This window comes from Comamonas sp. A7-5 (genome assembly GCF_039581385.1).
Classification (GTDB): Bacteria; Pseudomonadota; Gammaproteobacteria; order Burkholderiales; family Burkholderiaceae_C; genus Comamonas; species Comamonas thiooxydans.
The window spans coordinates 317395-329609 of sequence record NZ_JBCPWO010000002.1; the positions used below are offsets into that span (position 1 = coordinate 317395).

The window sequence follows — 12215 nt, forward strand, 5'->3', positions numbered from 1 at the left end:
CAAAGCTTTGCAGAATGCAGGGCTCATGGCTATAGGACGGCAAGCTCCTAAAGTTTTATGTGTCCAGGATATATGAGTGAAAACCCTAGAATGTTTTTTCGACTGCGCTTACGCCGCCGTTACTGAAGTGACTGCCCACAAGGTGCTCATATTCGGTCTGGTGTGGCTTTGCATCTGAAGCCCGCCGCAATCGGTCTGCCACTGCACGTTGACCCGTGATCAGCGGCCTTATCCGCGCTGTCCTGTTGTTCGATCTAGGAAACACCATGACTACGCTTGACCACGCTGCATCGGCTGACGCGCCGGCTGCAGCGACGAATCGTCTCCTGAACCGGGAGGACTACAAGACCCTGGGCTTATCGGCCCTGGGCGGAACGCTGGAGTTTTACGACTTCGTGGTGTTCGTCTTTTTTGCCAATGTGATTGGCAGCCTGTTCTTTCCAGCCTCGCTGCCGGAGTGGATGCGCCAGCTGCAGACGCTGGGCATTTTCGCGGCCGGCTATCTGGCGCGCCCCATCGGCGGCATTTTGATTGCCCACTTCGGCGACATCCTGGGCCGCAAGAAGATGTTCACGCTGTCGGTGTTCCTGATGGCCGTGCCCACGCTGGTCATCGGCCTGCTGCCGACCTATGAAACCATAGGCTTGGCCGCTCCCATCCTGCTGCTGCTGATGCGCGTGATGCAAGGGGCTGCCATCGGCGGTGAAATGCCCGGTGCCTGGGTGTTCGTGGCCGAGCATGCTCCCCAGAAGCGTTACGGCTTTGCGATCGGCGCACTGACCTCCGGCATTACCGGCGGCATTTTCCTGGGCTCCATCATCGGGGTCTGGCTCAACAGCACCTACAGCCAGGGCGAGATCCACGACTGGGCCTGGCGCATCCCCTTCATCCTGGGCGGTGTCTTCGGTCTGGTGTCGGTGTATCTGCGCAAGTTCCTGCACGAGACCCCCATCTTCCAGGAACTGCAGGCCCGCAAGGCCGCTGACCGCGAACTGCCGATCAAGACCATCTTGCGCGACCACCGGGAAGCCTGCGTCGTCGTGGCGCTGATGACCTGGGTGCTGTCCACGGCGATCGTGGTGGTGATTCTGTTCACGCCGGCCTATCTGCAAAAGGTGTTCCACATCGAGCCTGCCATGGCCCTGAAGGCCAATGCCGTGGCGACCGTGACGCTGACCATAGGCTGCGTGTTCTGGGGCTGGCTGTCCGACAAGATCGGCACCAAGCTGACCATGCTCATCGGCTGGGGCGGCATGACGGCCACGGCCTATCTGTTCTACCTGAACCTGCCTGGCAACGAGGCATCGCTGATCTGCAACTATGCGACCGTGGGCTTCTTCGTGGGCTCCATCTCGCTGCTGCCCGTGGTGGGTGTGCGGGCCTTCCCGCCCGAGGTGCGCTTCACCGGTCTGTCCTTCTCCTACAACATGGCCTATGCCGTGTTCGGCGGTCTGACTCCCATGCTGGTGTCCGTGTGGCAGCAGGTGGATGTGATGGCTCCCGCCCACTATGTGGCGGCCATGGGCGTGCTGGGCATGGCCATGGGCTTCTGGCCTCTGGCCTGCAAGGGTTGGCAAGCCAAGAAGGCTTGAAGTCACTTGTTCTGATAAAAAGGAAAAGGGCAGCTCTGGGCTGCCCTTTTTACGTCTGTCAAAGCCTTGCTGGCCGGGTTTGCGTGCGGGCTTGGGCACAATCGAGTCATGAGCATTGAGCGAAACACCCTGTTATCCGTTTTCAACGGGCTGCTGCAGCCCGAACGCTTCAAGGACTACGGACCCAACGGCCTGCAGGTCGAAGGCAAGAGCGAGATTCGCCGCATCGTCAGCGGCGTGACGGCCAGTCGCGCCCTGATCGAGGCGGCGATCGAGGCCGGGGCCGATGCCATCTTCGTGCACCACGGTCTGTTCTGGCGCGGCATGGATGGTCGCATCACGGGCTGGCTCAAGGAGCGCATCCGTCTGCTGCTGGCGCATGACATCAATCTGTTTGCCTATCACCTGCCTCTGGATGCCCATGCCGAACTGGGCAATAACGCGCAACTGGGTGCCAGGCTCGGCGTGCGGGGCCAGGCGGCCTTTGGCGAGCAGAACCTGGGCTGGCTGGCCGATGTGGACTTTGCCGATGCCGCCGCTCTGGCAGGGCATGTGCAAAGCGTGCTGGGGCGAAAGGTGACGCTGGCCGGTGTGCAGGAGCACAAGCCGATTCGCAGGCTGGCCTGGTGCACCGGAGGGGCGCAGGGCTTTTTCGAGTCCGCGATTGCCGCCGGCGCCGATGCCTATATCACCGGCGAGATCTCCGAGCCCCAGATGCATCTGGCGCAAGAGATGGGCGTGAGCTTTATTGCTGCCGGCCATCATGCGACCGAGCGCTATGGTGCTCCGGCCGTGGCTGCCCGTGTAGCCCAGGAGTGCGGGCTGGAGCACCGCTTCATCGATATCGACAACCCGGCCTGATCCGTTCCTGGACCTTCGTCTTTCACTTTTGATGGCTGCAAGCACTTTGGAACAGGAGGCTTGCGGCAACTCTGATGCCTATGTCCGTCATTGCTTCAATCCAAACCATCGCCATCACCCAGGGCGACTGCGCAGGCATAGGGCCTGAAATCATCGCCAAGGCTTTTCGGGCTGCGCCGCAGGCCATGCGCGGCTGCTTTGTAGTGGGCGAGTTGCAGACTCTGCGCCGGGCCACGGCGCTGGCCGCCAGGGCCGTCGACGGCGATCAGGCCATTGCCCAGCCCGTGGTGGTGATTGATGAGCCGGGCGAAGCCTGGTCTGTTCCGGAAGGTGCCGTCGCGCTGCTGAACTTGCCGGGGTTGGCGGGGCCTCAGCCCTATGGCCAGATTTGCGCGGCTGCCGGGCAGGCCGCGGCGCAATGTGTGGTCTGGGCCGCGCAAGCGGCTTTGCGTGGCGAGATTGCCGCCATGGTTACGGCGCCCTTGCATAAAGAGGCACTGCATCTGGCGGGCGTGACTTTCCCCGGGCACACGGAACTTCTGCAGGCCGAGGCGGCCGCCCATGCGGGCGTTTCGCTGGAGCAGATGCCGGTGCGCATGATGCTGGCCAATGACGAGTTGCGTACCGTGCTGGTCAGCATCCATGTGTCGCTGCGCGAGGCCATCGAGGCCGTGACCGGGCCGCAGATTCTGCAGACCTTGCGCATCACGCATCAGGCGCTGGGCAAGAGCCTGGGACGTACGCCTCGCATTGCCGTGGCAGGGCTCAATCCGCATGCGGGCGAGGGCGGCATCTTCGGACGTGAAGAAATCGAAATCATTGCCCCGGCGATCGCGGCAGCACAGGCAGAAGGCATGGATGTGCAGGGACCGTTTGCGCCGGACACAGTCTTCATGCGGGCGCGAAATACGCCAGCCCACCCGGGTGAATTCGATGTGGTGTTGGCGATGTACCACGACCAAGGGTTGATCCCAGTCAAATATTTGGGTGTGGAAAAAGGCGTCAACGTGACCCTGGGTTTGCCGCTGGTACGCACCAGTCCCGACCATGGCACGGCCTTTGATATCGCCGGTCAGGGAGTGGCCGATGAGGCCAGCCTGCTTGAAGCCGTGCATATGGCCCGCAGCCTGGCGAGTTGATGGGGCTTCAACTGCTGGTTCATCAGTCGTCAATGCTTCAGGCATCCAAGCACTTGCCGGATGGATTCATACAGTGTGCTGGGTCGCGCTGAATGCTCGATGCCATGAAAAAAGCCTGCTGGAGGTCAGCAGGCTTTTCATCACTGGGCTGAACGCTCTCAGGCCTTGCGATTGAGGCTGTCGCGGATCTCGCGCAGCAGCTGAATGTCTTCGGGCGTAGCGGGTGCTTGCTCCGGTGCAGGCGGAGCCTCGCGCTTGAGGCGGTTTATCTGTTTGACCATCATGAAAATGATGAAGGCCAGAATCACGAAGTTCACCGCAACCGTGATGAAGCTGCCATAGGCAAATACGGGAATGCCGGCTTTTTTCAGCGCATCCAGAGTGCGTGGAACTCCTTCGGGCATGGTGCCCAGAACGACGAACAGGTTGGAAAAATCCAGCTTGCCGAAGAGCAGGCCCACCAGAGGCATGATGAGGTCGTTGACCACGGAGTCAACGATTTTCCCGAACGCGCCGCCGATGATCACGCCCACGGCAAGATCCATGACGTTTCCCTTGATTGCGAACTCGCGGAATTCTTGCATCATGCCCATAAGCAGTTCCAGTCACTAAGAGTTTGAGATAGCGCAGTATTGCGTGACTTTGGCGGTTGTCAACGTCGGACTGGGGCTGGAATAACCATAACCCCACCGCTAGAATTTGCAGTTGACCCCAAATCAAGCGATGTACTTCGAGGAAATCCATGAGTGACTCTCCAGTCGACTCCAGCAAGCGCACGTGGATCATCACGTCAGCATGTGCTGGTGCCGTGGGCGGTGTGGCAACGGCCGTCCCTTTTGTGAGCTCCTTCCAGCCTTCTGAAAAAGCCAAAGCAGCAGGTGCTGCGGTAGAGGTGGATATCTCCAATCTCAAGGATGGTGAGAAGCTCACCGTCGAGTGGCGTGGCAAGCCGGTGTGGATCATCAAGCGCACACCCGAGCAGCTCAAGGACCTGCCAGGCCTCGATGGCGAACTGGCAGACCCGACCTCGGCGCGTCATCCCGAAGAGTTCACGCCGCCCTATGCGCAAAATGAAGCGCGCTCCATCAAGCCTGAAATCCTGGTGGTCGTGGGCATCTGCACCCACCTGGGCTGCTCTCCCACCGACAAGTTCGTCGCCGGGCCCCAGCCTTCGCTGCCTGCAGACTGGAAGGGCGGTTTCCTCTGCCCCTGCCATGGCTCCACCTTTGACATGGCCGGCCGGGTGTTCAAGAACAAGCCAGCGCCGGACAACCTGCAAGTGCCGCCACATATGTATCTGTCCGACACCAAGCTGCTGATTGGTGAAGACACCAAGGCAGCCTGAGGGAGACAAGAACAATGGCTCACGAATTCAAGCAAATCGACCCGAACTCCACAACCGGAGCGAAGGCCATGAACTGGCTGGAGAACCGGTTTCCGACGGCATTCGATGCGTACCGCGTCCATATGTCGGAGTACTACGCTCCCAAGAACTTCAACTTCTGGTACATCTTCGGCTCGCTGGCGCTGCTGGTGCTGGTGATCCAGATCGTCACCGGCATCTTCCTGGTGATGCACTACAAGCCCGATGCCGAAAAGGCGTTTGCTTCCGTGGAATACATCATGCGTGATGTGCCCTGGGGCTGGCTGATCCGCTACATGCACTCCACAGGCGCCTCGGCGTTCTTTGTGGTGGTCTATCTGCATATGTTTCGCGGTCTTCTGTACGGTTCTTACCGCAAACCGCGCGAACTGGTCTGGATCTTCGGTTGCGCCATCTTCCTGGTGCTGATGGCCGAAGCCTTTATGGGCTATCTGCTGCCCTGGGGTCAGATGTCGTACTGGGGCGCCCAGGTGATCGTGAACCTGTTCTCCGCCATCCCCTTTGTCGGTCCCGATCTGGCTCTGCTGATCCGTGGCGACTATGTGGTGGGCGATGCGACTCTGAACCGCTTCTTCAGCTTCCACGTGATCGCCGTGCCTCTGGTGCTGCTGGGTCTGGTCGTTGCGCATTTGCTGGCGCTGCACGACGTGGGCTCCAACAATCCAGACGGTATCGAGATCAAGGGCCCGAACGCGCCCAAGGATGAAAAGGGCCGCCCGCTGGATGGCGTGCCCTTCCACCCTTACTACACGGTGCATGACATCTTTGGCGTGACGGTGTTCCTGTTCCTGTTCTCGGCCGTGGTGTTCTTTGCGCCCGAGTTCGGCGGCTACTTCCTGGAGTACAACAACTTCATCCCGGCCGACCCGCTCAAGACGCCCAATCACATTGCCCCTGTCTGGTACTTCACGCCCTTCTATTCGATGCTGCGTGCCATCACCAGCGAGATGATGTATGTGCTGATCGCCTGCGTGGTGCTGGGTGCCGGCTACGGCATTCTCAAGTCGCGCCTGCCCGGTTTTGCCAAGGGCGCCGTCGCCATCGTGGCCCTGGGTGCCATCGCCATGATGCTGTCCATCGACGCCAAGTTCTGGGGCGTGGTCGTCATGGGTGGTGCGGTCATCATCCTGTTTGCCCTGCCCTGGCTCGATTGCAGCCCGGTCAAGTCGATCCGCTATCGTCCCAGCTGGCACAAATATGTGTATGCAGTGTTTGTGGTGAACTTCGTCGTCCTGGCCTATCTGGGGGTGCAGCCTCCGTCGCCGGTGGGCGAGAAGGTGTCGCAGGTCGGCACGCTGTTCTACTTCGGCTTCTTCCTGCTCATGCCCTGGTGGAGCCGCTTGGGTGAAACCAAGCCCGTGCCCGAGCGTGTCACCTTCAAGCCTCACTGAAGCAGGAGAGAACAAGAATGAAGAAACTGATTCTGACCCTGGTTGCAGCCCTGGGTATTGCCGGCGCTGCGCAAGCTTCTGAAGGCGGCATCCACTGGGACAAGGCGCCAGTCAACACCAGCGACACGGCATCCCTGCAAAATGGTGCCAAGATCTTTGTCAACTACTGCCTGAGCTGCCACTCCGCTGCCTTCATGCGTTTCAATCGCTTGAAGGACATCGGTCTGACCGATCAGGACATCAAGGACAATCTGTTGTTCACCACCGACAAGGTGGGTGAGACCATGAAGGCAGCCATCAATCCCAAGGAAGCCAAGGAGTGGTTCGGTGCCAACCCTCCCGACCTGACCGTGATCGCGCGCTCGCGTGCCGGCTCGGGCGGCTCGGGAGCTGATTACCTGTATACCTTCTTGCGTACTTTTTACAGGGATGACACCAAGGCCACGGGCTGGAATAATCTTGCCTTTCCCAGCGTAGGCATGCCGCATGCGCTGTGGGAGCTGCAGGGTGAGCGTCGCGCCATCTTCGAAGAGCATGACGACCATGGAACTAAGACCCAGGTCTTCAAGGGTTGGGAGCAGGTGTCTCCTGGCAAGATGAGCGCAGTGCAGTACGATCAGGCAGTTGGCGATCTGGTGAATTACCTGCAATGGATGGGGGAGCCGGCTCAGAACACCCGAACCCGTATCGGGGTGGGCGTGTTGATTTTCCTGGCCTTCTTCATCTTTATCGCTTGGCGCCTGAATGCCGCGTTCTGGAAAGACGTGAAATAAGCTTTGCCGCCGTGCAGAAGTTGTCTGCAGCCAAACCGTGTTAGTGCAGAGTGGGGTGCCGTGGGCAACCCACTCTTTTTGATTTTTAGGAGTCTCCACCATGATGGTGCTTTATTCGGGAACGACTTGCCCCTTCTCACACCGCTGCCGCTTTGTGCTGTTTGAAAAAGGCATGGATTTCGAGATCCGCGATGTGGACTTGTTCAGCAAGCCCGAAGAAATCGCCGTGATGAACCCCTATGGTCAAGTGCCAATCCTGGTCGAGCGCGACCTGATCCTGTACGAGTCCAACATCATCAACGAGTACATCGACGAGCGCTTTCCCCATCCCCAGCTGATGCCTGGCGACCCTGTGGACCGTGCCCGTGTGCGCCTGTTCCTGCTGAACTTCGAAAAGGAACTGTTCGTGCACGTGAGCGCTCTGGAAGAGCGCAACGTCAAGGGCAATGAAAAGGCTCTGGAGAAGGCTCGTGCCCATATCCGTGACCGCCTGACCCAGATGGCGCCCATCTTCCTGAAGAACAAGTACATCATGGGCGAGAACTTCTCCATGCTGGATGTGGCGATTGCTCCCCTGCTGTGGCGCCTGGACTACTACGGCATCGAGCTGTCCAAGAATGCTGCCCCTCTGCTCAAGTATGCCGAGCGCATTTTCTCGCGCCCCGCTTACATTGAAGCACTGACTCCTTCTGAAAAGGTCATGCGCAAGTAATTGCACATGAGCGCAGAGCGGGCATGTTGAAGGGCTTTCCTTCATCTGCCCGCTTTTTTGTCTTTGCAATCTTCTGGATTTGATTCGTCAGGAAATGAGATGACAGCCCCTGAAACGACTTCAACCCGTCCGTATCTGCTGCGGGCATTGTTTGAATGGTGTACCGACAATGGTTTGACGCCCCATATTGCCGTGCGTGTGGACCGCAGCACCCAGGTGCCCATGGAGTTTGTGCGTGATGGTCAAATCGTGCTCAACATCAGCTATGACGCGACCAGCGGCCTGCTGATCGGCAATGAGTATGTTGAATTCAAGGCACGCTTTGGCGGCCAGCCACGGGAAATCATGGTGCCTGTGGCGAACGTCATGGCCATCTATGCCCGCGAGACCGGCCAGGGCATGGCCTTCCCGCCCGAGGAGGACGAAGTCCCCGAGGATGGCGATGCGCCATCGATGGAGGATGCCGAGCCCGACATGGAGTCGGATGAGGAGTCCTCGGCCGAGCGTGTGGTGCAACTGGTTCCCGTCAAGGCGGAAGCAGAAGCTTCCGGCGAAGATGATGCTCCTCGTACGCCGCCACCCGCAGGTGGTCGTCCGGCGCTCAAGCGTGTGAAGTAGTCCGGCCAGTGTTTTTGCCGGCAGATCGGGAAATTTCAGGATTCTTCTTTTGGGGCTGAATTTCTACGTTAGAATTCAGTCTTCGCCGGTTTAGCTCAGTTGGTAGAGCACCCGCCTTGTAAGCGGTAGGTCGTCAGTTCGAATCCGACAACCGGCACCAAACAAATAGGTCTCTTCGGAGGCCTTTTTTGTTTTTCTGCCTCTAAAAAGGTCTTGTCAGGCCTGAACCTTGATGCGGATGCTGTTGACGGCCCAGCCTTTGGTGCGCAGATGAGCCGCCATGGCCGGCAGCAATTGGCGCACTTTGGCCGCAGCAGCGTTGTTTTTCACGATCAGGCACCAGCCGTCTTCATCAATGGGGCCGGCCTGCAAGCTGGCGCGCAGCATGGGCGGAACCAGGGGTAAAACGGCTTTGAGCCGGTTGCTGGAGTCCTGAGTCAGGGCTGCCAGGCGCGCCAATGTGGGAGATGACTCCATGGCATTGATGGCAGTTACGGCGTGATGGCGGCGAACAATGGTCATGCGAGCGGCAAACAGTTGGGCAAGGGCAAGCCCGAGCTTAGCTCAGCCGAGAATGAATGCCGCAGTGCTGGCTATTTGCGCGTGCAGTGCAATCCCATACGTGCTCTGGAGTAGCGAAAAGCCAAGGCAGGCTTGCGCGGTTAGAATCATTTTTTGGTCCTGTCCCTGTTTGGGGTGCGTCAGGAGGTTTTTTCACCCATTTCGGGTGTGGCTCTTGACTGCCGCAGGGACGGCCCCATCTGAAGACCAACAATCAAGGGATTCTGGACACATTGCTTTGCGCAACAGGCAAAAAAGCAATGTGCCTTCGCACGCATGGCCACCAATTTCCTCACCAAACTGTTCGGCAGCCGCAATGACCGGTTGCTCAAGCAATACCGTAAAACAGTCGCTCGCATCAATGCGATGGAGCCTGAGTACGAAAAGCTCAGCGATGAGGCATTGCGCGCCAAGACGCAGGAGTTCAAGGACCGCGTTGCCAAGGGCGAGGCGCTGGACGAGTTGTTGCCCGAAGCCTTTGCCGTAGTGCGTGAAGGCTCCAAGCGCGTCATGAAGATGCGTCACTTCGACGTGCAGATGCTGGGCGCCATGGCGCTGCATTACGGCAAGATTGCCGAAATGCGCACCGGAGAAGGCAAGACGCTGACCGCGACGCTGCCCGTGTACCTCAATGCCCTGTCGGGCGAGGGCGTGCATGTCGTGACCGTCAATGATTACCTGGCCAATCGCGATGCCACGACCATGGCTCGCCTCTACAACTTCCTCGGCCTGTCGGTGGGCATCAACCTGCCCAATCTGTCGCGCGAACAAAAGCAGCAGGCATACAACTCCGACATCACCTACGGTACGAACAACGAATACGGCTTCGACTACCTGCGTGACAACATGGTGTACGAGCCCGGCGACCGCGTGCAGCGCGTGCTGAACTACGCCATCGTCGACGAGGTGGACTCGATCCTGATCGACGAGGCGCGTACTCCGCTGATCATCTCCGGTCCGGCCGAAGATCACACGGCCATGTACGTGGCCATGAATCAGATCGTGCCGAATCTGGTGCGTCAGGAGGGCGAAGCCGATCCCCGCACGGGTGAAGGCGTGACCAAGCCCGGCGATTTCACGGTCGATGAAAAATCCCATCAGGTCTACCTGACCGATCAGGGCTATGAAGCGGCCGAGCGCCTGCTGGCCCATGCCGGCCTGATCGCCGAAGGCTCGTCCCTGTACGACCCCTCCAACATCTCTCTGGTGCATCATCTGTACGCCGCGCTGCGTGCCAACCAGCTGTACTTCCGCGATCAGCACTATGTGGTGCAGAACGACGAAATCGTGATCGTGGACGAGTTCACCGGCCGTCTGATGGCCGGCCGTCGCTGGAGCGATGGCCTGCACCAGGCCGTGGAAGCCAAGGAAGGTGTGGCCATCCAGGCCGAGAACCAGACCATGGCCTCGATCACCTTCCAGAACTACTTCCGTCTCTACAAGAAGCTGTCGGGCATGACCGGTACGGCCGACACCGAAGCCTACGAATTCCAGGAAATCTATGGCCTGGAAACCGTGGTGGTGCCGCCCAACAAGCCCAGCAAGCGCCAGGACCAGCTCGATCGCGTCTACAAGACCACCAAGGAAAAGTACGACGCGGCGATCAAGGACATCCGCGAGTGCTACGAGCGCGGCCAGCCTGTGCTGGTCGGCACGACCTCGATCGAGAACTCCGAAATCATCGACCAGCTGCTGACCCGCGAAAAGCTGCCCCATCAGGTGCTCAACGCCAAGCAGCATGAACGCGAGGCCGACATCATTGCCCAGGCGGGCAGCGAAGGCATGATCACCATCGCCACCAATATGGCCGGCCGTGGTACCGACATCGTGCTGGGCGGCAATATCGACAAGCAGCTCAAGGCCATCGAGAGCAACGAGGCACTCAGCGAGACCGAGCGCAACCAGCAGATCGAGCAGCTGCGTGCCGACTGGCAAGTGGCCCACGACAAGATCGTGGCACTGGGCGGTCTGCGCATCATCGCCACCGAGCGTCACGAGTCGCGCCGTATCGACAACCAGCTGCGTGGCCGTTCGGGCCGCCAGGGCGATCCCGGTTCCTCGCGCTTCTATCTGAGCCTGGACGACCAGCTGATGCGTATCTTCGCGGGCGACCGTGTCAAGGCCATCATGGACCGCCTGAAGATGCCCGAAGGCGAAGCCATCGAGGCCGGCATCGTGACCCGCTCCATCGAGTCGGCGCAGCGCAAGGTCGAAGCACGCAACTTCGACATGCGCAAGCAACTGCTCGAATATGACGACGTTGCCAACGACCAGCGCAAGGTGATCTACCAGCAGCGCAACGACATTCTGGATTCCACAGACCTGAATGGCATGCTGGCCGCCATGCGCGAGGACGTGATCACCGACCTGGTGCGTCAGTACGTGCCGGCCGAGTCCATGGAAGAGCAGTGGGATGTGCCCGGCCTGGAGAAGGCGCTGGCCAGCGAATGGCAGATCGATCTTTCCTTGCAGCAGGACGTGGCGGGTTCCGAATCCATCACCGACGAAGACATTCTGGAGAAGGTCGTCAAGGCAGCCCACGATCTGTTCGATGCCAAGGTGGCCTTGATCGGCCAGGAGAACTTCACGCAATTCCAGCGCGCCGTGCTGCTGCAGAGCTTCGACACCAACTGGCGCGATCACCTGGCCGCGCTGGACTATCTGCGCCAGGGCATTCACCTGCGCGGCTATGCCCAGAAGCAGCCCAAGCAGGAATACAAGCGCGAGGCTTTCGAGCTGTTCCGCCAACTGATCGATCAGGTCAAGACCGAAGTCACCCGCGTGCTGATGACGGTCCAGGTCCGCTCGCGCGAAGAGATGGACGAAGCCGCCGTCGCCATGAACGAGCGCGGCGCGCAGAGCCTGGAGCACATGAGCTATGCCTCGCCCTCGGAAACCGAAGGCATGAGCATCGAGGACGACGTGATGCTGGCCGAGCCTCTGGCCATGCCCGAGGGCGTGCACGTGGGCCGCAACGACCCTTGCCCCTGCGGTAGCGGCAAGAAGTTCAAGCTTTGCCACGGCAAGCTGTCCTGACCCCCTGAGGCGCTTGGCGCCTTTCCCCTGAAGGGGACTCATTGCGGTGGCGCCCCTTGCTGGCCGTCTCTGGCTTGGAGCATGCGTTATCGAACAACACGGGCTGCGGCCCGTGTTTGCATTGGGGCGCAGCTTTTTGCGCAACAAA

At 59.8% G+C, this 12215-nt stretch carries 11 protein-coding genes and 1 tRNA gene; 10 read left to right on the forward strand and 2 right to left on the reverse strand.

The features are described 5' to 3' along the window. The first annotated feature begins 266 nt into the window (after positions 1-266). The 3 genes from AAIL67_RS04380 to pdxA all read left to right on the forward strand — a co-directional run bounded on the left by AAIL67_RS04380 (position 267) and on the right by pdxA (position 3592). The gene (locus AAIL67_RS04380; protein WP_034357504.1) at positions 267-1592 is read left to right on the forward strand and encodes an MFS transporter; all 1326 of its coding nucleotides are present in this window, start codon (positions 267-269) and stop codon (positions 1590-1592) included. Positions 1593-1700: 108 nt separating this feature from the next. After that, positions 1701-2453: a Nif3-like dinuclear metal center hexameric protein gene (locus AAIL67_RS04385; protein ID WP_343483465.1), complete on the forward strand. Its 753-nt coding sequence runs from the start codon at positions 1701-1703 to the stop codon at positions 2451-2453. Positions 2454-2533: 80 nt separating this feature from the next. Then, positions 2534-3592 (forward strand): 4-hydroxythreonine-4-phosphate dehydrogenase PdxA, encoded by a 1059-nt coding sequence (gene pdxA, locus AAIL67_RS04390; RefSeq protein ID WP_224651070.1) that lies wholly within the window; start codon positions 2534-2536, stop codon positions 3590-3592. A 158-nt stretch (positions 3593-3750) separates the two neighbouring features. On the opposite strand, the gene mscL is transcribed toward pdxA, so the two are convergent. Continuing rightward, entirely contained in the window at positions 3751-4185 is a 435-nt protein-coding gene (mscL, locus tag AAIL67_RS04395; RefSeq protein ID WP_034357508.1) for a large conductance mechanosensitive channel protein MscL, read from the reverse strand. 149 nt (positions 4186-4334) lie between these two features. Between mscL and petA the strand changes: the two genes are divergently transcribed. The 6 genes from petA to AAIL67_RS04425 all read left to right on the forward strand — a co-directional run bounded on the left by petA (position 4335) and on the right by AAIL67_RS04425 (position 8630). Beyond that, complete coding sequence (gene petA / locus AAIL67_RS04400; protein WP_034357510.1) at positions 4335-4937, forward strand: ubiquinol-cytochrome c reductase iron-sulfur subunit; 603 nt, start codon at positions 4335-4337, stop codon at positions 4935-4937. Positions 4938-4951: 14 nt separating this feature from the next. Further along, complete coding sequence (locus AAIL67_RS04405; RefSeq protein ID WP_003062172.1) at positions 4952-6367, forward strand: cytochrome bc complex cytochrome b subunit; 1416 nt, start codon at positions 4952-4954, stop codon at positions 6365-6367. Between the two features lie 17 nt (positions 6368-6384). Further along, positions 6385-7140: a cytochrome c1 gene (locus AAIL67_RS04410; protein ID WP_003062174.1), complete on the forward strand. Its 756-nt coding sequence runs from the start codon at positions 6385-6387 to the stop codon at positions 7138-7140. A 100-nt stretch (positions 7141-7240) separates the two neighbouring features. Beyond that, complete coding sequence (locus tag AAIL67_RS04415; protein WP_003058564.1) at positions 7241-7852, forward strand: glutathione S-transferase N-terminal domain-containing protein; 612 nt, start codon at positions 7241-7243, stop codon at positions 7850-7852. Positions 7853-7951: 99 nt separating this feature from the next. Next, on the forward strand, positions 7952-8470 hold the full coding sequence (locus AAIL67_RS04420; protein ID WP_253232516.1) for a ClpXP protease specificity-enhancing factor: 519 nt from the start codon (positions 7952-7954) through the stop codon (positions 8468-8470). An 84-nt stretch (positions 8471-8554) separates the two neighbouring features. After that, positions 8555-8630: transfer RNA gene (locus AAIL67_RS04425), tRNA-Thr, on the forward strand. A gap of 56 nt (positions 8631-8686) precedes the next feature. Here AAIL67_RS04425 and AAIL67_RS04430 read toward each other — a convergent pair. Next, entirely contained in the window at positions 8687-8992 is a 306-nt protein-coding gene (locus tag AAIL67_RS04430) for a hypothetical protein (protein ID WP_003062178.1), read from the reverse strand. 315 nt (positions 8993-9307) lie between these two features. On the opposite strand from AAIL67_RS04430, the gene secA reads away from it, so the two are divergent. Then, the gene (gene secA, locus AAIL67_RS04435) at positions 9308-12067 is read left to right on the forward strand and encodes a preprotein translocase subunit SecA (protein WP_045838439.1); all 2760 of its coding nucleotides are present in this window, start codon (positions 9308-9310) and stop codon (positions 12065-12067) included. The last annotated feature ends 148 nt before the right edge of the window (positions 12068-12215 follow it).

What these genes read in the sequence shown, in the direction of transcription:
- AAIL67_RS04415 (WP_003058564.1), top strand. Translation starts at nt 7,241, where the DNA reads ATGATGGTGCTTTATTCGGGAACGACTTGCCCCTTCTCACACCGCTGC.
- AAIL67_RS04410 (WP_003062174.1), top strand. Translation starts at nt 6,385, where the DNA reads ATGAAGAAACTGATTCTGACCCTGGTTGCAGCCCTGGGTATTGCCGGC.
- secA (WP_045838439.1), top strand. Translation starts at nt 9,308, where the DNA reads ATGGCCACCAATTTCCTCACCAAACTGTTCGGCAGCCGCAATGACCGG.
- AAIL67_RS04380 (WP_034357504.1), top strand. Translation starts at nt 267, where the DNA reads ATGACTACGCTTGACCACGCTGCATCGGCTGACGCGCCGGCTGCAGCG.
- pdxA (WP_224651070.1), top strand. Translation starts at nt 2,534, where the DNA reads ATGTCCGTCATTGCTTCAATCCAAACCATCGCCATCACCCAGGGCGAC.
- petA (WP_034357510.1), top strand. Translation starts at nt 4,335, where the DNA reads ATGAGTGACTCTCCAGTCGACTCCAGCAAGCGCACGTGGATCATCACG.
- AAIL67_RS04420 (WP_253232516.1), top strand. Translation starts at nt 7,952, where the DNA reads ATGACAGCCCCTGAAACGACTTCAACCCGTCCGTATCTGCTGCGGGCA.
- mscL (WP_034357508.1), bottom strand. Translation starts at nt 4,185, where the DNA reads ATGGGCATGATGCAAGAATTCCGCGAGTTCGCAATCAAGGGAAACGTC.
- AAIL67_RS04405 (WP_003062172.1), top strand. Translation starts at nt 4,952, where the DNA reads ATGGCTCACGAATTCAAGCAAATCGACCCGAACTCCACAACCGGAGCG.
- AAIL67_RS04430 (WP_003062178.1), bottom strand. Translation starts at nt 8,992, where the DNA reads ATGACCATTGTTCGCCGCCATCACGCCGTAACTGCCATCAATGCCATG.
- AAIL67_RS04385 (WP_343483465.1), top strand. Translation starts at nt 1,701, where the DNA reads ATGAGCATTGAGCGAAACACCCTGTTATCCGTTTTCAACGGGCTGCTG.